A 22,153-nucleotide genomic window follows, 5' to 3' on the forward strand; every position below is an offset into this window, starting at 1 on the left:
AGTGTGGAAAGAGTTACGGCCCCGTCCTCTTCGAGGGCGCGGCCAGCCTTATTTTCCGCCTGTGTTCCGTTTCCAACGTTTTGTGTACTTGTCCCTCTGGTGTTGGCGTTCGATGTAGAAGGCCGTCCACGGGAGTGTGTATGTTGCCCGCTCGGCCAGAATCACCAGATAACCTTCTGCCTCGAACCACAAATGAATCCGGTTTTCGTTGCCTCGTTTTTCTGACCACACTTTCAAGGCTGGGTTATCCTCGTTTTCGATAACGGGACGCGGCCAACGGATTCGTTCACACCGTCTGAAATCCGGTGTTCTTTCAGATTCCACGCTGCCTTCGCTGGTCATGTGCCAGAATGTTGCTTCTTTGCCATCTACAACCGGGTGCCGTTTCAACGCCAAACGCTGTCCCCGGAAGAGTGGCTTGGAGTCCACAAAATCCCGACAGAAGATTTGGTAAATCGCATCAAGGTACTGCTGCCAGTTACCGCCATAGTCGGAAAACAGCTCCAGTTCGGGTAGCCACTCGGGTGCTCCATCCATGGTCAAATCCTGCTGCTCCAAATCAAAAGATTGAACTTGAGCTCACGTATCATGGTGTTGAATGTTAACCGATAGCCGCTGCGGTGCCGGATTCTGGCGATAAGGGCTTCTTTGGCGCTGTTTCCGGATAATTCGCGGTGCAGATAGGACAGGGCACCTATCAGCAAGTCCGCTATCTGCAGGTGCTCCACTTCATGGGAGTGGACCCGTTTTACGTCTGCAATCATTTTGCGCGAGAAGTCGTACGCGTTGGTGCACAGAATGTCCTGGAGTTTTTCGACCTTCTCATGGCCCAGGGTGTCTTTGATGTCTATATAGACGTAGTAGCGCGAATCCGGGTCAAAGATGGTTTTCAGCATGGTGAAGTACATCTTATAGTACCACTCGTCGTGGTCCTGCTGATGCCTTTCATGGTCCAGCACACTTTTGTCTGGAATCACCAGACCACGGAAATGTAGGTCGTCATCATCGAAAAAGTAATCAACGATGTCCTGATAGAAAGCCAGTTTTGATGGGCTCACCTTGGTCCATTTGATTTCAAAGTCCCTTTCGAGGCCGTGCTTCTGTTTGATTTCGCGAATTCGCTCAGCTATTTCCAGGCGCTTGTCTTTCGGGCACCAGACCGCACCCAGTACCATCGCTTTTTGGCCGTCGTTTTCCAGATGGCAGGATTCGTCGCAGTAAACGTTGTATTCGGTAGTCATGCTGAAAGTCCTTGTTCAACAATAGCTTCGGCCAGCTGGCATCGGGTTGCGCTGGCCTGGTTAAGGCGCTCCTTGAGTTGGTCGCAGAGGACCATGAGTTCGTCAACTTTCTTGAGGATGAGCTCCTGTTCTCTCAGCGGAATTAGCGGAACGGGGATATTCTTCAGTTTGACGATAGTGAGTGCGTTGTACGCAGTACCAGATACAGTGCTGGTTGCGGCCTGCCTGAAAACAGGAGATTTAATGAAGTGTTGTAGAAGTCGCATTTCGAAGCGGGGGGTTTTCGATATCTTCGTAATGTTTCCATCTTTGTAGTAAAAGGCTCGGCCATCAGCTATCCAAGTGTTACCGATCGTGCCAACGGAAGTGAGCATCAGATCGCCCTCTGTCGGAAAGCCGGATTGTTTAGATAACTCTTCGTACCTTTCTTTAGAAATAAATAGATCTGTACTAATTGATCTCCCCGCTTGCAGCTCCCCTATCTCCTTCGATCGATAAAATGGTACGCCGGCGCTGACATAATCACGCGCGTGAACACGTTTACTGGATGTTATTTCGAAGAGCTGGCCAAGTTTTACCCATTGCCATCTTTCGGGAATATCAAAAGGTACTTCATCTTCGTTGAACCGTGATAACCGGCTGTGCTCACCCGCGGTATTCCCACTTTTTGACCTATAGCTGGTTGCTTCATCTAAAATGACTGCCTCGCAGGGGTCTGGCCGAGAAGGTGAAGATAAAAGACCCATGAAGGCTAAACGGAGGATCGCCTGCTTGAGTTTGTCGATGCTCTGTTCGGTGGTGAACAGGGTGTCGAAGTGGGCGGCGAGGCGGGCCCAGTTGTCGGCCAGTTCGGTGGCGTTTTCGGATTGGGTGAGGGTGCCGAGCAGGGTGTCCACGAGAGTTTTGTGGGCTTCGAGCTGGTCGCTGGTTTGCTGTTCCAGCCGGTCGCATAGAGCCATGAGTTCATCGACTTTTTGGACGATGCGGTGTTGTTCTTCTAGTGGTGGAATAGGCACCACGCCCGAGAAAAACTGTTTGTCATTAATAGCGGGGTAGGCGATGCCGGTTTGCACTGACTCAACATATTTCACGAACACCGGACTTCGAAGATAGTGCAGAAAAAAGCGAGCTGGCATTCCTGAAAGGGGATAAAGTATGGCGAACGCTGTACTGGCGATTGGCTCGGGCTCTATTTCTCGCTCTACCACAGCGATATTCTGTAGGTACGGTCGGACAGTTGAGTAAATGAGCGTCCCTCGGTGTACGACTTTCCTAGCCCGTGACGGGGCTTCGTCGGCTGATAAGATGCTGGCCTGAGTAGTTACACCTCGCAGATTGTCTACCGACGCTACATCAATGTAGCTGAAGTCGCTGCTTGGAGTTTTCTGGCTCCAATCACGGCCCACGTCCTCAAGTTGTGCCCACTCCCAGTTTTCAGGTAATGGAAACGGAATAGTCAACTCGGACAGCCCTGGGAGCTTCCTTGGCTTTTTAATTTCGCCTTGCTTCACCAAACGAAGCTTTTCAGCCCGAACCCGTTCTAGAAGCGCGCGAGCAGGTTCTTCTGCTGGGTCCTGCTCTACAAGCTTTCCCCTAACTGCCAACTCCAGAATCAACTCCCGCAGCTTCTTAACCCCAGTCAGCTCAACTTTGCCATTACTCCCCCGGCCACTGCTGGATTTCTTCGAAACCGCTCCAGTCCACAAATCCAGATGCTCAGTAATCAGCTCCTGCGCACTCACGCCGCACCTCCGCCGGTGTTCTCATCGCTGTTGTGCGAAAGCGCATCGGCCAGGATGTCCCGCAGCTGGTGGCGGATTTCCTGTATCTCGGCCTGTTGCTGTTCGTATCGGGCCAGCAGTTCGTCCAAGTCGTGGATGAGCTGTTCGCCTACGTGCGGGTTCTTGATATCCAGGTTGTAGTTGCGGGCCTTTATGTCGTCGATGGACACCTTCCACGCTTGCTCTGTTTCTACGCGGCTGGCGAAGCCGTCGGCCTCGGTGCCCCACCAGTCGATTTCGGTCTGGAATTCGGCAAAGCGCATGGGCTTGGTTTTGTTATAGCTTTTCACGCCTTCTGGATAGGGGTGTTCGTAGTACCACAAGTTTTCGGTAGGCTTGCCCTTGGTGAAGAACAGCAGGTTGGTTTTGATGCCGGTGTACGGGCTGAACACGCCGTTGGGCAGGCGCACAATGGTGTGCAGATTGCATTCTTCCAGCAGTTTTTCCTTGAGGCGAGATTTCATGCCTTCGCCAAACAGAAAGCCGTCTGGCAGCACCACAGCGGCGCGGCCACCGTCCCTGAGCAGGTGAATGAACAGGGTCATGAACAGGTCGGCGGTTTCCCGGGTGCGGAAGGCACTGGGGAAGTTGGTTTCGATGCCGTCTTCTTCCATACCGCCGAACGGCGGGTTGGCCACAATCACGTCTACCCGTTCTTTCGGCGTCCAGCTGATGAGCGGGCGGGCCAGGGTATTGTCGTGCTTAATCTGGTCGGGCACTTCGATGCCGTGCAGAATCAGGTTGGTGGTGGCCAGAAGGTGGGGCAGGGGCTTTTTCTCTACGCCCATGATGGTCTGCTGCAGGGTTTGTTCGTCCTGCGGGGTGCTGACGTAGTGCTTGCGTTTGTGCTCAATGGTGCAGGTGAGGAAGCCGCCAGTGCCGCAGGCCGGGTCCATCACTTTTTCGTTCAGCTTTGGGTCTGCCCGGTTGACCATGAATTCGGTCACCGCCCGTGGGGTGTAGAACTCACCGGCGTTGCCGGCGCCTTGCAGGTCTTTGAGGATTTGTTCATACATATCGCCGAGTTCGTGACGCTCGGCGGATTTGTTGAAGTCGATGCCGTCCTGCAACTTGTTGATGACCTGGCGCATCAGCTGGCCAGACTTCATGTAGTTGTAGGCATCCTCGAACACGTTGCGGATAACCACGCCCCGGTAGTCGTCGCCGGCCGGCTCCAGGTTCTGCAGGCCGGGGAACAGGGTGTTGTCGATGAAGTTCTTGAGGTCGTCGCCGGTCATGCCTTCCGGGTCGGCGGCCCAGTTGCGCCAGCGCAGCTCTTTTGGAATCGGAGATTTGTAGTCGTCGTAGAACATCTCCCATTCCTGCTCCCGGTCGTCGAAGATTTTCAGGAACAGCATCCAGACTAACTGGCCGATGCGCTGGGCGTCGCCGTCTACGCCCACGTCTTTGCGCATGATGTCCTGGATGGATTTGATGGTGGTGCTGATAGACATAGGTGTTCGGTTCCTGAAAGTTCGGAAAACAATGGTACACGGGAATCGGGGTTATGAGGTCTGCCGGTAGAGCTCGTCTTCCAGACTTTTTAAGGCCTTGGTGTAACCGGGTTTGCCGCCAAAGGCCTGGATCAGCTCCATGGGGGCGCCAATGCTGCTGAAAGGGGCGATGGTGAGCACCTTCATATCCTCGATGGGTTCGATGCCGTCATCGGTGTACTTATCCAGCAGGGCACCCAGAACCTGTTTGCTGGGGCCTTCGTATTTGCTGAAGTAGTTATTCTTGCGAACCTGCTCGGCCCGTTCCTTGCGGCTGAGGGGCGGCTGGTCATAGACGATGTGGCAGATAACGTCGAAGGGGTCGGGTTCCGCGCCGAGTTTTTTGCTGACGTCTTTGATGAGGTCTTCCCAGATAACGCCCTGTTCGGATAATTCTTCGATGATAGCCTGTTTGCGGTCGGCTTCGTTCCAGCGGCGCAGAAAGTCATCCAGAGTGGCGTACTGCTCTTTTACCTGCTTGCGGGTGAAGTCTTTCAGGCTTTCGGTGATGAGCTTGCCGTCCGGGCCCAGGTACTGCACACGCTCGGCGATAACCTTCACCTCTACGTCACCCACCACGTATTTCACTCGTTTGGACTTTTCTTTATTGTCCTCATCCCATGAGGCAGGCTTGGTGTCGTCACTTTGCCAGGTTTCGCCAGGCTCTACCGCGTAGCCTTCCGCTTCCTCACCGCAGGGCAACTCGGTTGTCACTGGTTCCAGCTCGCCCTGTTCGTCGTCCGGGACTACAGAATCGTCGCCTTTGGGCTCGTACACCTTTACCGGGTCGCCGTCGAAGTCCGGGTCTGCAAACAGCTCGGTAGCTTTCTTGAAGTCCAGAATGGTGAACCAGTGCTTGTTGTAATCGTCGTTGATGCGGGTGCCCCGGCCGATGATTTGCTTGAACTCGGTCATGGACTGGATGCGTTGGTCCAGCACGATGAGTTTGCAGGTTTGCGCATCCACGCCGGTAGTCATCAGTTTGCTGGTGGTGGCAATAACCGGGTAGCGCTCTTCCGGGTTAATGAAGTTGTCCAGTTCGGCTTTGCCTTCCTGCTCGTCGCCGGTAATGCGCATCACGTATTTGCGGTTTTCCTTCACCCGCTGGGGGTTCAGGTTCACCAAAGCCTGGCGCATGCGTTCGGCATGGTCGATGTCTTCGCAGAACACGATGGCTTTCTGGTATGGGTCGGTTTGCTCAAGGAACTCGGTGACTTTTCTGGCGACAACGTCGGTACGCTTTTCCAGTACCAGAGAGCGGTCAAAGTCTTTCTGGTTGTAGATGCGGTCGTCTATCAGTTCGCCGTGCTTGTCGGTCTGGCCCTTGCTGGGGCGCCAGCCCTGCAAATCTTTATCCAGGTCGATGCGCACCACTTTGTAGGGCGCGAGAAAGCCGTCTTCAATGCCCTGTTTCAGGGAGTAGGAGTAAACCGGCTCCCCAAAATAGTCGCTGTTGGACACTTCTTTGGTTTCTTTGGGTGTTGCGGTGAGACCTACATGAGTGGCGGCCGAAAAGTAATCCAGAATCTGGCGCCAGGCGGAATCCACGGAAGCGCTGCCCCGGTGGCATTCGTCGATAACCACCAAGTCGAAGAAATCCGGCGAGAACTGCTTGTAGATGTTCTGTTCTTCCTCGTTACCGGTAACAGCTTGATACAGGGACAGGTAAATCTCGTAGGACTTGTCCACCGTGCGGTTGGTGACCTTGGTCATGGCCTGGCCGAAGGGCTTGAAGTCGTTGTTCTTGGTCTGGTCTACCAAAATGTTGCGATCGGCCAGAAACAGGATGCGCTTCTTCTGCTTGGACTTCCAAAGCCGCCAGATTATCTGGAAGGCGGTGAAGGTTTTACCGGTGCCGGTGGCCATCACTAGAAGGATACGGTTCTGACCCCGCGCTATGGCTTCTACGGTGCGGTTAATGGCCACTGTCTGGTAGTAGCGGGGCGTTCGGCCACTGCCGTCATCAAAGTAAGGCTGTTCAACCGTTGTCCGGGCGGCCAGGTTGATGATGCCCTTGTACTGGCAATACAGCTCCCAGAGCGTATCAGGGGAGGGGAATTCGCTCAGAGTGAGGGTGGATTCGGTTTTGCCGAAAAGGCCGGTGCGGTCGTGGAACAAAAAGCCGTCGCCGTTGCTGCTGAACACAAAGGGGGCATCCAGCGCATCGCTGTAGGCCAGTCCCTGCTGCATGCCATCGCCCAGACTGTGGTTGTTGTCTTTGGCTTCGATGATGGCAATGGGCATGTTCTTTTTATAGCTGAGAACATAATCCGCCCGGCGACGTTTGCCCCGGGTGTGCAGTCTGCCACGCACGATGATGCGGCCAGCGGTAAACGAGACTTCTTCGCGCACCTGGCTGTGCATGTCCCAGCCTGCTTTCGCCAGGGCAGGGTTGATGAACTTGGTGCAGATGTCCCGCTCTGTCAGCTTCTTCTTGTCCATGCGCTCGCCGCCGTTACTTCTTGTTTGCAACTATATGAGTTGGAATAGTTTTATTGTCTCAGGGTAGCTGAAATTGTCAGTTTCCAGAAGGTTTAGGTGTATTGAACTGGAGTCAACGAATGATAGGCGATGGTTCTGGAGTTTTGCTTCGAGGTGCAACGATGATGTTTTGTCTTATAGTTCTGGTTTTAAAAACAAAATTAATAAAGTTGAGGTTGGGATAGTTTTGCATTCTATTACAGAAATCTTTTCGTAAAAGATTTGAGTGCGCGCTCCAGTCCAGGCGCGTGGGTCCGAATTGGAAGTGAGGTAGGGGAGAATAGGAAGATAGCAATATCGCTAATTGGTACCCCCGGCAGGACTCGAACCTGCTACCTTCCCCTTAGGAGGGGGACGCTCTATCCAGATGAGCTACGGAGGCATTTTAGAAGAGGCGGTATGATAGCGGGCAAGGGCTTGTGGCTCAAGGGGTGTCCGGTTATGGTTGGGCATTGTCTTTTGTTGGCTAGCCGTTGCTATGGATTCCGATACCCCGAAAGCCTTGTCGCTCAGTGTGGTTGTTCCGGTCTGGATGGAAGCGGGCGGAATTAAGCATGCCCTGCAGGCACTCCAGCCGATTCGCCAGGCTGGCCACGAGGTGATTGTGGTGGACGGTGGCAGCTCTGATAACACCCCCGATCTTGCGCGTCCGCTTTGTGATCTCCTGTTGGCTTCCGGGCCGGGCCGGGCCGTACAGATGAATGCCGGTGCTGCCAAGGCCCGGGGTAATCTGATTCTTTTTTTGCATGCGGACACCCGCTTACCCGAAGATGCCCTGGCGCGCCTCACTGATGCTTACCGGCATGGCCTTACCTGGGGCCGTTTTGATGTGCGCCTGAGTGGCCATCGGTGGATGTTTCGAGTGGTGGCGTGGTTTATGAACTGGCGCTCGCGACTAACCGGGATTTGTACCGGCGATCAAGGTATGTTTGTTCGTCGGGATGTTTTTGAAGCTCTGGGAGGCTTTCGGCTCATGCCCCTGATGGAAGATGTCGAATTATCGAAGCGATTGAAACTGGTGGCTCGTCCGCACCGCATTGCAGCGCCGGTGACCACCGATAGCCGGCGCTGGGAGCAGGACGGCGTTTGGTCGACCATTGTGCTGATGTGGCGTCTGCGCTGGCGTTACTGGCGTGGTGATGCGCCAGAGTCTCTGGCAGCCCTCTGGCGGAGGAATGTGCGCCATGCAAAACACTGACAACTCGCCAGCCATGCTGATGCAGTTTGCCAAATGGCCGCAGCCGGGGCGGGTTAAAACCCGCTTGATTCCCGCGCTGGGTATTGACGGTGCCTTGCAGGCGCACATCACCCTGAGCCTGGAAGTACTCGATAACCTCTGTACAACCGGTTACGACGTCAGTTTCTGGTGGGATCGGCCGCTGGAGCAGCCACCGGAGTTCGCTGCGTCTCTGTTGGCCAATATCAAAGGGGCCGGTCTACAGCAGTATTACCAGCAGGGTGAGGATCTCGGCGAACGCATGTTTCGGGCGTTAAGCCAGGGTATTGAAGCTTATCCCAAGGCGGTGGTCATTGGCAGCGATTGCCCCTCGGTTGATCCCGGTTACGTGCGGTCGGCGGTCGCGGCTCTGGACCACGCCGATGTGGTGCTCGGGCCATCCGATGACGGTGGCTATGTATTGATCGGAGCCCGCAAACTGACGGCCGATGCGTTGGCTGGTATTGAATGGGGCACGCCGAGGGTGCTGGAGCAAACACTGGCGCGAATGAAAACAGCGGGGCTCAGTGTGTATGTACTGGAGCCCCGCTGGGATGTGGATGAGCCGGACGACTGGCAACGTTTCCGGCGTATGGTGGGTGAACGTTAGTTTGTTTTCTACTCCGTCACCGCATCGCGCTGGCGCAGTTGCTCCAGAATGACCGCACTGTTGCTGCCTTCTTCGGCGGTGCTTACCTGCAGCGCGCGTTTGCGCTCGGTCAACGCCTCGCGGAAGGTGTGCTGAAGTTCTTCCAGGCTGACTTTACGAATGGCCTCAGCCAGCTGCTCCCGGCTATCGAAACCGATATTGTTACGGTCGATTTCTCTCCAATAACGGCTGGATACTTCACCAAGCTGGCGGTCACGCTCTGACAGTTGGCTGATGATCGCCTGTTTTTCACGGTTCAGCCGGACGTTATCCAACTCTGCCAGTTGCCCGGCAAAACTCTCGGCAAATTCGTCAACCGCGTCATCAATGGCCTCGCCGCTAGCTTCCGGTGACTGCACCACCAGCCCCAATGCCGGCGTTTCCAGTATCTCGAACGCGGTCGCGTAAACAATGTAGCCGAGCTGGCGAGTGGTCCGTATGTCTTCATAGAACGGGCTGCTCAGAATTTGTGCCAGCAGGCGATAGCGTGCCCGCTCCTCATAAGAGGTGTCGTTGCCCTGCAAGTAGAGTGTGTAGCCGGTATCCGGGTGGTCTACATTCAGCACGGCAGCCGTTTGGCCGAGCGGCAGTTGGCGAACCTGTGATCGTTCCACCACGGTGCGTTCCCGATCGTTCAACACCATGGCCTGAACTTGTCTGGCCAGGTTCAGGGTAGAGGCCTCGGTTAGATTGCCGTGGGCCAGCATGACCGGATCGGTTTTTGCGACCAGTTGGTCGCCGAAGGCTTCTAACTCTTCGAGGGTGACTTCACGGGCGGCGGCCAGTTTTTCAGCCACCGGGAAGGTGCCATCAATCAAGGCGGTCTGGATAAATTCGGACGTCTGTTGCACCGGCCGATCTTTGGCTTTGTTTTCCAGGCCATCAATCAGCCGTTGCCGGGCAATTCTGAACCGTTGCTCGGTGAAGTCGGGGTCGGAAAATTCCAGCAGTACCCTGTTGACCAGTTTGTGCAGCTTGTCGTTGTAGCCGCCTACCCGAATGGTCACACCGCGCAGGTGTGGGTAGATGCTGTAATCCAGTCCGGCCAACCGAGCAGAATAGGCCCAGGCGTTCAGGTTGGTATCAATGGCATCGACCAGCAGCTGTGTGAGCACTTCGCTGCGGGCAGAGGCCCGGGCTTCCGGGGTGCGCAGGCTGATGAAGACGTTGGCCTTCGGGGTATTGAAGCGGGTGTCCCTGGCGTACCAGATATCCAGGCCATCGAGTTCGCCCAACTGAATCGGGTGGGCCATGCTCTGGCCGGGCACCAGATCGAGATTCTCCGGCACGAACGGGTTGGCCGCCGGCAGGTTAAGCTGGGCCGCCAGGGCTGCATCCACCTCATCCCGAATGGTCAGGGGCTCACGGTGCCAGGGCGTTTCGTACCATTCGGTAAACAACGGCGTTTCAAAAGCCTGGTTGGGTGCGGAGACCCAGACTTTCAGGTTATCCGGTGTCAGCTGCGCCAGGATGGCCTGGTATTGCTCCGGCGCAAAGCGGTCCATGATCCAGGGTGCGCTCAGAATGTCGGCCGGCGGGTAGTCCCGCAGCAAGCTGGCCAAGCGCATGGCTTCGCGCATGGGTTCGCTGCGTTCGCGAAAACGGAAGTCAATCACCGCCAGTTGCTTCATTTCATCGAAGCGTTCCTGGGTGACGCCTTTGGCGCGGATCTGGTCGATGTATCGGAAGGTCATTGCGATGATGTCGTCTTGCTTCTCAAGGCCTTCTCGGGTCAGCGACATGCGCACATCCAGCGTGGCGTGGTCGCCGGTGTCCATGCCCAGACCGGCGGAGAGTGCCTCCACCAGGCCGGCTTTCTTGAGGGTGTCGAACAGACTGCCGGCGCCTTCATGGCCGAGCAGACTGGCGACGTAAGACGCCGGCTTGGTGCGGTAGTTGTCCCGCTGGGACGGAATGGGAAACGACAGCGTCAGGCTGCGGGCGTCTCTCAGGCTTTCGGCGGTGATACGCTCGGGCAACCGGTTGTCATCGTACAGCGACTGCGGGTGGGTTTTGGTGGTCAGATCGCGGTTTTCGATGGCGGAAAAACGCTGACGCACCATGTTTTCGAGGTCGTTCAGCGATTGCGGGCCATAGACGGCGAGGGTCATGATGTTGGCAGAGTACTGCTCTTGCCAGAATTGAATCAGGTCCGGCCGCAGCGGGTTGTCTTCGGTATTCTCCAGGGTGGTCAGGTTGCCGACAGCAAACTGGCTGAAGGCATGGTCCGGGTTGCCACCGGCTTTGCGGACAGACAGAAACCGCCTGCCATCGTCTTTAAGCTTGGCGGTGTACTCGGAGTGCACCGCATTACGCTCGCGGTCGACCAGTTCTGGCGTGAACAGAGGGTGGGAGAATTGTTGGGCAAAGCGGTCCAGGGTCGGTTCTAGAAAATCCGCCTCGACATCGAAAAAGTAGTTGGTGTCGGCAAAGGCGGTGAAGGCGTTATGGCTGCCGCCGTGGCTGCGGATGAACTGCTGGTACTCACCCGGGTCCGGGTACTTTTCGGTCCCCAGGAACAGCATGTGTTCTAGAAAGTGTGACAAGCCTTCCCGATCAGCCGGATCGTCACCGCTACCGACGGCCACGTTCATGGAGGCCGCCGCTTTGTCCGCTTCCGGATCTGACGCGAGGATCACCCGCAAGCCATTGTCCAGTTCCAGGTATCGATACTCGTTCGGGTCATTCGGGCTTTTGGTGGGCGAGACGCTGGCCAGTGCATAAGGGCTGAGCAGCACGCTGCCAATCAGCAGCAATAACAAGCACTGGAAACGATACAGACGATGGAGCACGGGGCGTTCAGCAGTCATGGAGCCTCTTTTGTCCGGTGGTTCAGGTGGTCATCAGGGTGTCAGTGCATCGATCCGGTCTTGGTGTTGGCCGGTTGTTGCTCCAGCGTCTGGCGGGCCAGACTTGCGGCTTTCTCGGCATCCAGTTCGCCGGTCGCAATGCGTTCGAGCACGGTAGCCATAATGGCGACGGACTGCCGGTAGTCGGCGAATTCCGCCTGAAAGGCCTTGTCGATGGCCTGGTACACTGCCTGAATTTTGTCTTCCCGGCTGCCGCTGTCGGCGGCGGTATCGTTAATGGCCTTGAGGCAGGCGCGGGCAATGGCAATGTAGCGTTCTGTGTTGGGCGTATCGTTTGGCATACGGGTTCGGTAAACCTCAATTTATCGGCTGATTAGTGACGCCTTCAGGCGCAGAAAGTTCCCGATTATCGCATTGCCGGCCGCTGCATGCATTGCCCATCGGTAATTGTGGCCAGCGGGGCCCCGGTCACCGTTTACTGTGCTAATCTCAAAACCAGTGTGTCGGTATTCCGGACATTTACTGTCGGGAAAGGGGCTGGTTTTTAGAGTAATGGCTCTAATAAAAACAAAGGCTTACGGAGTAAATGCTCTAAAAAAGTTCGATACATGAGGGTTGCAATTAAGTAGAATGCCGGCCAACGGTTTGCAGGTTACGACTTTAGTCTTATCTGCGCTGGCGAAATGACAACAACAGAGCAACAGGCAGGACGGATTATCTATGAATTATTTCCTGACAGGCGGCACCGGTTTTATCGGTCGTTTTCTGGTAGAAAAGTTACTGGCCCGTGGCGGCACCGTACATGTACTGGTACGGGAACAGTCCCAGGATAAGCTGGCGCAACTGCGTGAACGCTGGGGTGTCGATGACTCCCGGGTGAAGGCAGTCATTGGGGATCTCACCAGCAAAAACCTTGGCATTGATGCCAAGACCCTGAAATCTTTGAAGGGAAATGTGGATCATTTCTTTCATTTAGCCGCCGTGTACGACATGGGCGCCGATGAAGAATCCCAGGCCGCAACCAATATTGAAGGCACCCGCGCCGCGATTCAGGCCGCAGAAGCGATGGCTGCCAAACACTTCCATCACGTGTCGTCCATTGCCGCTGCCGGTCTGTTCAAGGGCATCTTCCGCGAGGACATGTTTGAGGAAGCGGAAAAGCTGGATCACCCCTATCTGCGCACCAAGCACGAGTCAGAGAAAGTCGTACGCAACGAGTGCAAGGTACCGTTCCGGATCTACCGCCCTGGCATGGTTATCGGCCATTCCGAAACCGGTGAAATGGACAAGGTGGACGGGCCTTACTACTTCTTCAAGATGATCCAGAAAATCCGCCACGCTCTGCCGCAATGGATGCCGACCATCGGTATTGAAGGTGGCCGCCTGAACATAGTGCCGGTAGATTTTGTGGTTAACGCCATGGACCACATTGCGCATCTGGACGGTGAAGACGGCAAGTGTTTCCACTTGGTGGATTCGGATCCGTACAAAGTGGGTGAGATCCTTAATATCTTCAGCGAAGCGGGGCATGCGCCCAAAATGGGCATGCGGATTGATTCCCGTATGTTTGGCTTTATTCCGCCGTTCATTCGCCAGAGCCTGAAGAACCTGCCGCCGGTCAAGCGACTGACTGCCGCAGTTCTCGACGACATGGGCATTCCACCGTCGGTGATGTCGTTCATCAATTATCCGACCCGTTTCGACGCCCGAGAAACCGAGCGTGCTCTTAAGGGTACCGGTATTGTGGTGCCTCGCCTGACCGATTTTGCGCCGGTTATCTGGGACTTCTGGGAGCGTCATCTGGACCCGGACCTGTTCAAGGACCGCACGCTGCGGGGAACGGTTGAGGGTCGCGTATGTGTAGTGACTGGTGCAACCTCGGGCATTGGTCTGGCGACCGCCCAGAAGTTGGCGGATGCCGGTGCCATTCTGGTGATTGGTGCCCGTAAACTGGAGCGCCTGAAAGAAGTAGCGGACGAGTTGGAATCCCGCGGTGCAAGCGTGCATGCGTATCCTTGCGATTTCTCTGATATGGAAGCCTGCGACGAGTTTGTGAAAACCGTGCTGGACAATCATGGTCATGTGGACGTGCTGATCAACAACGCCGGCCGCTCCATTCGCCGGTCACTGGATTTGTCCTTCGACCGCTTCCACGACTTTGAGCGGACCATGCAGCTGAACTACTTCGGTTCTGTACGTTTGATCATGGGTTTCTCACCCAAGATGCTGGAACGTCGACGCGGTCATGTGGTGAACATTTCCTCCATCGGCGTGCTGACCAATGCACCCAGGTTCTCTGCCTACGTTGCTTCCAAGTCAGCGCTGGATGCGTTCAGCCGTTGTGCCGCCTCAGAGTGGTCTGATCGCAACGTCACCTTCACCACCATTAACATGCCGCTGGTGAAAACGCCGATGATCGCGCCCACCAAGATCTACGATTCGGTGCCAACGTTGTCGCCGGACGAAGCTGCACAGATGGTGGCGGACGCTATCGTGTACCGTCCCAAGCGCGTTGCCACCCGGCTTGGCATTTTTGCCCAGGTGCTGCATGCCCTGGCGCCGAAGATGGCGGAGATCGTCATGAACACCGGCTACCGGATGTTCCCGGATTCGCCGTCGGCTGCGGGCAGCAAGTCTGGTGAGCGACCGAAGGTGTCTTCCGAGCAGGTGGCGTTCGCGGCCATCATGCGCGGCATCTACTGGTAATTGAAATTCCAGACATTAAAAAACCCGCCTCGGCGGGTTTTTTAATGTCTGCTGCAAACGCGTTTCAGTCTTCGCCGAGGTCAATTACTGGTGGCGGGAAACCGCCCAGCTCCTTCCAGCGATTGACGATACCGCAGAACAGATCGGCGGTTTTCTCGGCATCATAGGCCGCCGAATGCGCTTCTTTATTATTGAACGGAATGCCAGCCAGCTTGCACGCCTGGGCCAGAACGGTGTGGCCATAGGCCAGGCCGGCCAGGGCGGCGGTATCAAACGTTGAAAACGGGTGGAACGGATTGCGTTTGATGTCGGCGCGAAGGGCTGCGGCAAACACAAAATTGTGATCAAAGGTGGCGTTGTGGCCAACCAGAACCGCGCGTTTGCAGTCGTGCTCTTTGACCGCTTTGCGGATCGGCGAAAAGATCTCGCTCAGGCCTTCGCGCTCGGGCACGGCTTCCCGCTCGAGGCTCCAGGGGTCAATGCCGGTAAAGTCCAGCGCCGACTGTTCCAGGTTGGCGCCCTCAAACGGGTCGATCTGTTGCAGGAAGGTTTCACCCCGGCGTACCCAGCCCTCGTCATCCATGGTGACCATGACGGCGGCGATTTCCAGCAGGGCATCCCGCTCGGGATTGAAGCCGGCGGTTTCAACATCGACAACCACCGGTAAAAAACCGCGGAAGCGAAGAGACATAGGATGTGGCGGTTTGTTTTCTTCTGACACTCGAACTCCGTTGTTCGCGGTATGAATTTAACGTGTTTTACGCCATGCGCCAGTGAACGGTTTCACCAGCTTTCAGAGGTACGATGGTGCCATCGGCCAGTGGCAGTTGCTCGGGCATGGTCCAGGGCTCGCGCACCAGGGTAATGGTGTCGGTGTTTCTGGGGAGCCCGTAAAAATCGGCGCCGTTGAAGCTGGCAAAGGCTTCCAGTTTGTCCAGAATGCCGAGTTCTTCGAAAATGTCCGCATACAGCCCAATCGCACCATAAGCAGAATAACAGCCGGCACAGCCACAGGGGGCTTCTTTTTTGTCGCGCGCGTGGGGGGCCGAGTCAGTACCCAGGAAGAACCGTGGGTCGCCACTGGCAACTGCGTCTCTCAATGCCTTCTGGTGAGTGTTGCGCTTGAGAATCGGCAGGCAGTACAGGTGTGGCCGTACGCCGCCCACCAACATATGGTTGCGATTGTACATCAAGTGCTGGGGGGTCAGTGTTGCCGCCAGATTGCCACCGGTGTGGCTGCGCACAAACTGGGCAGAGTCTGCCGTAGTGATGTGTTCCAGCACGACTTTCAGCTCCGGGAAGGCCTCAAGCGTTGGCGCCAGTACCCGCTCAAGAAATACTTTCTCGCGATCAAAGATATCGATGTCGGCATCGGTTACTTCCCCGTGCACCAGTAACAGCATGCCGCAGTCCGCCATGGCCTGAAGAACCGGATAGATGTTGCGGATGTCGGTTACGCCAGATGCAGAATTGGTGGTGGCCCCGGCCGGGTAAAGTTTGGCCGCAATCACCCCGGAGGCTTTGGCCTCAAAGATGGTGTCTGCGGTGGTGCTTTCGGTCAGGTACAGAGTCATCAACGGCTCAAAACCGGCGTTGCCGGCAGCAGCCTGAATTCTGTTCCGGTAGGCCACGGCGGCGGTCGCGTCGGTAACCGGTGGCGCCAGGTTGGGCATGATGATGGCCCGGCCGAAGCAGGCAGCTGTGGCCGGCACTACGTTGTTCAGCACTGCGCCATCGCGCACGTGCAGGTGCCAGTCGTCAGGGCGGGTAATGGTCAGTTGTTTGGTCATGGCAGCTAAGCACCGGAGCAAAAAATTTTGCGGATTATATCAGAAGGTCGGAGAGAATGTTTTCGCGTTTCCGCAAGGTTTGGCGCTCAAGTATTACGCTGAACGGTCGTTATACCAAAATGAGATCGCGAGTAATCGTTTTTGAGGTGTCATCACTATGACCATGTCGGTTTGCCAGTTTATGTTCCGCAAGCTAGCAGGTTTGGCCGGGGCAGTCTTGTCTGGAGGCTTTGCCTTGCCAGCGCTGGCGTCCAGTTACGGGGCGGGCATAGAAAACAGTCAGTGGTATCTGTCTGAATCGGTATTCGAATGCTCATTGGTTCATAGCGTTCCGGGTTATGGGCGGGCTGTGTTCAGTCACCGGGCCGGCGAGAACCTCAGTTTCTTCCTGGAATCCGAAACCTCCATGATGCGCCCCGGTCGTGGACAGCTTGTGGTAGAAGCGCCCGCCTGGCGGCCTGGCGTTGCACCCCGTGCAATTGGTGCCGTTACTGTGTCAGACAACCGGCGGGCGGTGATTCTGGGTAATCGGGAAGCCACGCTGGTGGCTCAGGGCTTGTTGCAGGGTATGCGGCCGACCGTGACCCGTGTCGCCTGGTACGATGATCGCCCGATCCGTGTTCACCTCTCCAATGTGAATTTTTCCGGGCCTTATTCAGGCTACCGGGAATGCGTTACCGGTTTGTTGCCGGTCAATTACGATCAGATTCGCCGGTCCCGCGTGCCGTTTGCCAGCGGAAGTACAAGCCTCTCGGATGCAGACCGGCAATTGCTGGATAATATCGTGACCTATGTGGTGGCGGATTCGACGGTCGAGCGAGTGTTTGTTGACGGTCATTCCGACAGTGTCGGCAGTCGCATTGATAACCGGGCTCTGTCAGAGGAAAGAGCCAATGTGGTGGCTGACTATCTCAGGTCTCGGGGAATGCAGGAGGATTTATTGATTGTTCGGGCCCAGGGCGATCAGTTTCCGGTATCCCGACGCCACGCTGACAATCGCCGAACCACCATCCGCCTGCAAAGACAGGGTGAACGGCCAGATCTGCAGCAGGCCAGCGGCCCGGGCACCGACTTCTCAGGCTGAGTGCGCTGTTAGTAAACAGTGCTCAGCAGATCGAGGTGCGCCGTCACACTCTCTGCCAATGCTTTCAGATGATAGCCGCCTTCCAGAGTGGAGATAATCCGGTCGTTAGCATGATCGTGTGCCACGCTGATCAACATTTCGGTCAGCCAGCGGTAATCGTCCACTTCCAGGTTTAGTTCGGCCATCGGGTCCAGCCTGTGGCCATCAAATCCGGCCGAAATCAACACCAGTTGCGGCCGGAAATCCTGTAGTCGTTTCAGCCATCCGGCTTCTACGGTTTTTCGGTATTCCAGTGCTGAGCATTTGGATTCGATGGGGACGTTGACAATGTTGTCGGCCTGCCGATGCACGTGAGAGTGCGGGTAGAAGGGGTGCTGGAAGCTGGAGCACATCAGGATGCGCTCATCGCCACTGACGATATCCACGGTGCCATTGCCCTGGTGTACATCAAAATCGATGATGGCTACCCGTTCCAGGTGATGGAAGGTGAGGGCGCGCATGGCGGCCAGAGCAACGTTGTTGTAAAAACAGAAGCCCATGGATTTAGCGCGTTCCGCATGGTGCCCTGGTGGTCGCGCGCAAACGAACGCGTTGGTCACCTGGCTGCTCATCACCATGTCGACAGCTTGAATGTTGCCCCCGGCAGCCAGTCTTGCGGCCCGCAGGGTGTCTGGCATCATTGCCGTATCGGGGTCAGTAAAAACCCGGCCACGGGTAGGTTGCATCAGATCAAGCTGGTGCAGATAGGTTTCCGGGTGCACCATCAATAGCTGATCACGGGTGATCTCCTCCGGCCTTACCCAATCCAGGTCTTGCTCCAGGTGGGTGTCTGCCAGATACGCCAGGATGGTTGAAATACGTTCAGGGCATTCCGGGTGTTCCGGGCCCATGTTGTGTTTCATGCAATCATCGTGGGAGAAAAATGCCGTGGTCATACGTTTCGTCTGAACCTGAAATTGCTTATTATTTTTGATATGTTATCAGGGATAACCGAAGCCTGTCGTCTTTCTTTGGTCTAATAGCTGTGATTGACGATTTACATCAGGAAATACCGTTCTAAGATAAGGTATACATTGATAAGTAACCTGTTTTGTTGAGATTCTTGTCAGAATCGCACCAGCCCACCGCCAGGGAGAGTCAACTTGAGTACCCGCTATCTGGAAAGTCTGTTCAACCCTGAATCCATTGTGATAGTTGGTGCGTCCGAACGGTCCGACAATCTCGGCGGTATGGTACTGCGAAACCTGTTGGGGGGCGGCTTTCCCGGCCGGTTGGTGGTGGTCAACCAGACCGGTTACGACAATGTGCACGGCGTTGCCTGCGTAAAATCAGTGTCGAGGCTGGATTTCAGCCCGGACCTGGCCATTGTCTGTACGCCGCCGGATACGGTGCCCAAGATGATTCGCAAGCTGGGCGAGTGTGGCGTGCGTACCGCCATTGTGATGACCGGGGGTATGTCGCGTACCCACAGTAAAACCGGCCAGCCACTGATGTATTCGGTGCGGGATGCTGCCCGGGAAACCGGTATCAGAGTGCTCGGCCCCAATACCATTGGCCTGATGGTGCCGGCCCGGCACCTGAACGCCACATACGCTCACATGGGCGCTATCCCGGGCCGGGTGGCTTTTGTCGGTCAGTCCGGCACCATCGCCAGCTCAATCATTGACTGGGCCTTTGCCCGGGGCGTCGGCTTCTCCTATTTCCTGACCCTGGGCGATGGCATGGACATCGATCACGACGATCTGATCGATTATCTGGCCCAGGATACTCAGACCCGTGCCATTCTCTTGCACATCGAAAACATTCCCAATCCGCGCCGGTTTATGTCCGCAGTCCGGGTTGCTTCTCGCACCAAGCCGGTCATTGCCGTTAAATCCGGGCGGGTACCGGAGTCCGAATGGTTCCCCCACGAACTGCCTGCCGGCATCAAACGCAGCGACCCGGTCTACGACGCCATGCTTCAGCGCGCTGGTGTGTTGCGCGTGGATGGGTTGGGCCAAATGTTTGATGCGCTGGAAACCCTGACCCGAATGCGTCCGTTGCGGCGGGAATCCCTGGCCATCATGGCTAACGGTGTCGGCCCGGGCGTGCTGGCGGTCGATCGTTTGGCGGATCTTGGCGGCGAACTGGCGGAGTTGTCGGAAACTTCCATCAATGGGCTGGCCGAGTTGCTGCCGCCGTACTGGACCCGTAAAAACCCCATTGACCTTAACTACGATGCCAGCCCGGAACTCTACAGCCAAGCCATCAAGATTCTCGCCAAGGATCCGAATGTCGCCAATGTGCTGGTGATGTATGCCCCCACGCTGGTTCAGGACAGCCTGCAGATTGCCGATGCGGTGGTGCAGGCGTCCAAGGGTACGCGCCTGAATATCTTTACCTGCTGGTTGGGGCAAAGCACGGTGATGGATTCCCGGGAGGAGTTTTACCGGGCCGGGTTGCCGTCGTTCTTCAACCCGGAAAAAGCCGTCATGGCCTTTATGCAGCATGTGCGGCACCAGCGGGTGCAGCGTCTGCTGACCGAAACCCCGGAATCGTTCACCGACCATTTTGCCGATCGGGCCAATACCCGGAAACTGGTTGCCAGGGCGCTTCGGGATGGCCGCCGGCACCTTTCCCATCGGGACGCCCGCCGGGTGATCTGCGACTACGGTATCAACACCATAGACACGGTGTACTGCGATGATCTGGAAGAAGTGCTCGAAGTGTTTGCGGTGGAACGCCGGCCCATCGATATCAGCGTGGTCCATGAGCAGGGGTGTTATCCGTTTCTGGATCTGAGCCCGACCCAGCGCCGCTACAAAGGCACTGTGAAAAAACTCAACAGCGAGCAGGCCATCATCGATACCTGTCGGTTTCTGATGGACGAGTATCGGGAGCATTTCCCCCAGAGTGGCTTTCTGGGGTTTGCGGTGCAGCGTTCCTACCAGCACGTGGGTGGCATTGAGTTCAGCGTCGGCATCACCCGTGACGAATTGTTTGGCCCGTTAGTGGTGTGCGGGGCGGCCGGTGCTCAGGTCAACATCATGAGCGACCGGCAGATTGCGTTGCCACCATTGAACATGGTGCTGGCCCGGGAGTTGTTGCGCCGCACCTACATGTACAAGTTGCTGAAAGAGCACAGCCTGAAGCCGGAAGAAGACATTCGGGCGGTCTCTGAAACCCTGGTGACGCTGTCCCAGATTGTGATCGATATTCCGGAAATTCGCGGCCTGGAAATTTCACCGCTGCTGTTCAATGAGCAGGGTGCGGTGGCAGTAAATATCTCCATCGATCTCGACGATAAGCCGGGCCGGCCTATTATTCAGCCGTACCCAAGAGAGCTGGAAGAATGGATTGTACTGCCCAGGTCCGGTCGGCGAGTGATTATCCGGCCGGTACTGGCGGAGGACGAGCCGGCGCATCGGTCTTTCCACGAGCATCAGTCGCCGGAATCGATCCGGTACCGGTTCTTCCAGTACCGCAAGCATTTCTCCCGGGAAGACGTGGCCCAGATGGTGCAGATCGATTACGACCGGGAAATGGTGTTCATCGCCAACGCTCCCCGCCTGGACGGTGAAGGTGAGGAAACCCTGGGCACGGTGCGTACCTGGACCGATGCCGACAACCTGCGTTGTGAGTTCGCGGTAATGGTGGATGACCGCATGAAGGGGGAGGGGCTGGGGGTTGCCCTGATGCAGAAAATGATTGATTACTGCAGGGCCCGCGGCACCATGGAAATGATCGGTAATGTATTGGCGGATAACCGGCCGATGCTGAAGCTGGCGGAGCATCTGGGTTTTGAGACCAGGTACAATTCGGAGGAAGAAGTAATGGATCTACGGCTGGTGCTGAACGAGCCGGAAAATGACTGGCAGAAGGAGCGGCTGGGCAAAGGGGGCCACCTGTAGGCCCGCTTTGCCCGCGCCGTTTACGCTTCTTCTTCGACAATGGCGGAGCGGTCTTCGCCGCCCAGGGCCTCCAGCAGGCCTGGAATCATGCGGGACAGTTCCATGGTCATCAGGGTAAAGGCTGCGTCAAACTTGGCGACTGCATCGTCTACATCCACGTCGTCCAGCTGATCCTGCAGGGTTTCGCCGAACTTCAGGCGGCGAATGCCCAGCTCCTCATCCAGTACAAACGACACGTTGTCGTCCCAGGTCAGTGACAGCTTGGTCACCTGCATGCCCGTTTCCAGATGATTACGGATTTCGTCAGCTTTCAGGTCCAGGCCTTTGCAGCGCACCACGCCGCCGTCCTCGGACGGGTCTTTGAGTTCACATTCATTGCCAAGCACAATGCTGGCGGGGTGCTCGATGGTCTCGTTTAACCAACCGGTAAAGGTGAAGGCCGGAGCCTGCTCGACTGCGGGCGGCCGCACAGGCAGTGAGCCCACGCTTTTACGCAGGGTAGAGGCCAGGTCTTCCGCCTGTTTGGCAGAGCCGGCATCGACCACCAGTACACCATCCTGAGGCGCTAGGTAAGCGAAGCAGCGGCGATTGCGGGAGAACGCCTGGGGCAGCATCTCCAGCATCACCTGTTCCTTGATTTCTTCTTTCTCTTTTTTGCGAACCTTGCGCCCCTGGTCCAGTTCGATGGCCTCGGCACGCTCTTCCACCGCTTCCTTGACCACCGGGCCCGGCAGAATCTTTTCTTCTTTACGCAGCGCAATCAGGTGGTAGCCGTTGGCGCTGTGAACCATCTGGTCGCCGTGTTTGCCCAGGGGCGGCACCCAGCCCTGGCGCAGAGTTTCTTGTGGACCACAGGGTTTGAAAGCGTCTGCTCTCAACTTTTCTTCCAGATCTTCGGGAGTGATATCGAAGGGTTTGGTGAAACGGAAAACTCGGGCGTTACGAAACCACATGCGGTTGGAATCCTTGCTGTCAGTTCAGAGCATTGCAAAAGGGAAGGGATAATACGGCC

Annotated in this window: 16 protein-coding genes and 1 tRNA gene; 5 read left to right on the forward strand and 12 right to left on the reverse strand. The window is 56.3% G+C overall.

From position 1 onward, the window contains the following. Positions 1–48: 48 nt before the first annotated feature. From C7H08_RS12170 to C7H08_RS12195, 6 genes are all read right to left on the reverse strand, one after another. A complete protein-coding gene (locus tag C7H08_RS12170; protein ID WP_227663087.1) occupies positions 49–558 on the reverse strand; it encodes a hypothetical protein in 510 nt (169 codons plus the stop codon). Next, positions 540–1,241: a DUF3800 domain-containing protein gene (locus C7H08_RS12175; RefSeq protein WP_106672239.1), complete on the reverse strand. Its 702-nt coding sequence runs from the start codon at positions 1,239–1,241 to the stop codon at positions 540–542. Before C7H08_RS12175 ends, C7H08_RS12170 begins: the two co-directional genes overlap by 19 nt. Further along, positions 1,238–2,983: a restriction endonuclease subunit S gene (locus C7H08_RS12180; protein ID WP_106672241.1), complete on the reverse strand. Its 1,746-nt coding sequence runs from the start codon at positions 2,981–2,983 to the stop codon at positions 1,238–1,240. The genes C7H08_RS12175 and C7H08_RS12180 overlap by 4 nt, the downstream gene beginning before the upstream one ends. After that, positions 2,980–4,476, reverse strand: a complete 1,497-nt coding sequence (locus C7H08_RS12185) for a type I restriction-modification system subunit M (protein WP_106672243.1) — start codon at positions 4,474–4,476, stop codon at positions 2,980–2,982. The genes C7H08_RS12180 and C7H08_RS12185 overlap by 4 nt, the downstream gene beginning before the upstream one ends. A gap of 51 nt (positions 4,477–4,527) precedes the next feature. Then, positions 4,528–6,957 (reverse strand): EcoAI/FtnUII family type I restriction enzme subunit R, encoded by a 2,430-nt coding sequence (gene hsdR / locus C7H08_RS12190; protein WP_106672245.1) that lies wholly within the window; start codon positions 6,955–6,957, stop codon positions 4,528–4,530. Between the two features lie 344 nt (positions 6,958–7,301). Beyond that, a tRNA-Arg gene (locus C7H08_RS12195) sits at positions 7,302–7,378 on the reverse strand. A gap of 96 nt (positions 7,379–7,474) precedes the next feature. Between C7H08_RS12195 and C7H08_RS12200 the strand changes: the two genes are divergently transcribed. Together C7H08_RS12200 and C7H08_RS12205 are read left to right on the forward strand one after the other, a co-directional pair. Next, positions 7,475–8,194, forward strand: coding sequence for a TIGR04283 family arsenosugar biosynthesis glycosyltransferase (locus C7H08_RS12200; RefSeq protein ID WP_106672247.1), 720 nt, complete (start codon positions 7,475–7,477; stop codon positions 8,192–8,194). After that, the gene (locus C7H08_RS12205; protein WP_106672251.1) at positions 8,181–8,822 is read left to right on the forward strand and encodes a TIGR04282 family arsenosugar biosynthesis glycosyltransferase; all 642 of its coding nucleotides are present in this window, start codon (positions 8,181–8,183) and stop codon (positions 8,820–8,822) included. The genes C7H08_RS12200 and C7H08_RS12205 overlap by 14 nt, the downstream gene beginning before the upstream one ends. Positions 8,823–8,830: 8 nt before the next feature. Here the strand turns inward: C7H08_RS12205 and C7H08_RS12210 are convergent, their stop codons facing one another. Together C7H08_RS12210 and C7H08_RS12215 are read right to left on the reverse strand one after the other, a co-directional pair. Then, positions 8,831–11,671 carry an insulinase family protein gene (locus C7H08_RS12210; RefSeq protein ID WP_106672254.1) on the reverse strand — a complete coding sequence of 947 codons (2,841 nt, stop codon included), beginning with the start codon at positions 11,669–11,671 and terminating at the stop codon, positions 8,831–8,833. 41 nt (positions 11,672–11,712) lie between these two features. Beyond that, positions 11,713–12,012 (reverse strand): hypothetical protein, encoded by a 300-nt coding sequence (locus tag C7H08_RS12215; protein ID WP_106672257.1) that lies wholly within the window; start codon positions 12,010–12,012, stop codon positions 11,713–11,715. A 379-nt stretch (positions 12,013–12,391) separates the two neighbouring features. Here C7H08_RS12215 and C7H08_RS12220 point away from each other — a divergent pair, with 379 nt between their 5' ends. Next, complete coding sequence (locus C7H08_RS12220) at positions 12,392–14,377, forward strand: SDR family oxidoreductase (RefSeq protein ID WP_106672260.1); 1,986 nt, start codon at positions 12,392–12,394, stop codon at positions 14,375–14,377. 64 nt (positions 14,378–14,441) lie between these two features. On the opposite strand, the gene rnt is transcribed toward C7H08_RS12220, so the two are convergent. Then, complete coding sequence (gene rnt / locus C7H08_RS12225) at positions 14,442–15,098, reverse strand: ribonuclease T (protein ID WP_106672263.1); 657 nt, start codon at positions 15,096–15,098, stop codon at positions 14,442–14,444. A gap of 37 nt (positions 15,099–15,135) precedes the next feature. After that, entirely contained in the window at positions 15,136–16,167 is a 1,032-nt protein-coding gene (gene pyrC / locus C7H08_RS12230; RefSeq protein ID WP_106672265.1) for a dihydroorotase, read from the reverse strand. 157 nt (positions 16,168–16,324) lie between these two features. Here pyrC and C7H08_RS12235 point away from each other — a divergent pair, with 157 nt between their 5' ends. Continuing rightward, a complete protein-coding gene (locus C7H08_RS12235) occupies positions 16,325–17,251 on the forward strand; it encodes a flagellar protein MotY (protein WP_106672268.1) in 927 nt (308 codons plus the stop codon). 8 nt (positions 17,252–17,259) lie between these two features. Here C7H08_RS12235 and C7H08_RS12240 read toward each other — a convergent pair whose 3' ends face one another. Then, on the reverse strand, positions 17,260–18,186 hold the full coding sequence (locus tag C7H08_RS12240) for a histone deacetylase family protein (protein ID WP_106672271.1): 927 nt from the start codon (positions 18,184–18,186) through the stop codon (positions 17,260–17,262). Positions 18,187–18,393: 207 nt separating this feature from the next. Here C7H08_RS12240 and C7H08_RS12245 point away from each other — a divergent pair, with 207 nt between their 5' ends. Next, positions 18,394–21,141, forward strand: a complete 2,748-nt coding sequence (locus C7H08_RS12245) for a bifunctional acetate--CoA ligase family protein/GNAT family N-acetyltransferase (protein ID WP_106672274.1) — start codon at positions 18,394–18,396, stop codon at positions 21,139–21,141. Between the two features lie 20 nt (positions 21,142–21,161). Here the strand turns inward: C7H08_RS12245 and rdgC are convergent, their stop codons facing one another. Next, entirely contained in the window at positions 21,162–22,094 is a 933-nt protein-coding gene (gene rdgC / locus C7H08_RS12250; RefSeq protein WP_106672276.1) for a recombination-associated protein RdgC, read from the reverse strand. Positions 22,095–22,153: the final 59 nt, after the last annotated feature.

Source organism: Marinobacter halophilus (assembly GCF_003007685.1).
Classification (GTDB): Bacteria; Pseudomonadota; Gammaproteobacteria; order Pseudomonadales; family Oleiphilaceae; genus Marinobacter; species Marinobacter halophilus.

Coding starts and splice junctions, on each gene's coding strand:
- C7H08_RS12175 (WP_106672239.1), bottom strand. CDS start 1,241: ATGACTACCGAATACAACGTTTACTGCGACGAATCCTGCCATCTGGAA.
- C7H08_RS12185 (WP_106672243.1), bottom strand. CDS start 4,476: ATGTCTATCAGCACCACCATCAAATCCATCCAGGACATCATGCGCAAA.
- hsdR (WP_106672245.1), bottom strand. CDS start 6,957: ATGGACAAGAAGAAGCTGACAGAGCGGGACATCTGCACCAAGTTCATC.
- C7H08_RS12200 (WP_106672247.1), top strand. CDS start 7,475: ATGGATTCCGATACCCCGAAAGCCTTGTCGCTCAGTGTGGTTGTTCCG.
- C7H08_RS12205 (WP_106672251.1), top strand. CDS start 8,181: ATGCAAAACACTGACAACTCGCCAGCCATGCTGATGCAGTTTGCCAAA.
- C7H08_RS12210 (WP_106672254.1), bottom strand. CDS start 11,671: ATGACTGCTGAACGCCCCGTGCTCCATCGTCTGTATCGTTTCCAGTGC.
- C7H08_RS12215 (WP_106672257.1), bottom strand. CDS start 12,012: ATGCCAAACGATACGCCCAACACAGAACGCTACATTGCCATTGCCCGC.
- C7H08_RS12220 (WP_106672260.1), top strand. CDS start 12,392: ATGAATTATTTCCTGACAGGCGGCACCGGTTTTATCGGTCGTTTTCTG.
- pyrC (WP_106672265.1), bottom strand. CDS start 16,167: ATGACCAAACAACTGACCATTACCCGCCCTGACGACTGGCACCTGCAC.
- C7H08_RS12235 (WP_106672268.1), top strand. CDS start 16,325: ATGACCATGTCGGTTTGCCAGTTTATGTTCCGCAAGCTAGCAGGTTTG.
- C7H08_RS12240 (WP_106672271.1), bottom strand. CDS start 18,186: ATGACCACGGCATTTTTCTCCCACGATGATTGCATGAAACACAACATG.
- rdgC (WP_106672276.1), bottom strand. CDS start 22,094: ATGTGGTTTCGTAACGCCCGAGTTTTCCGTTTCACCAAACCCTTCGAT.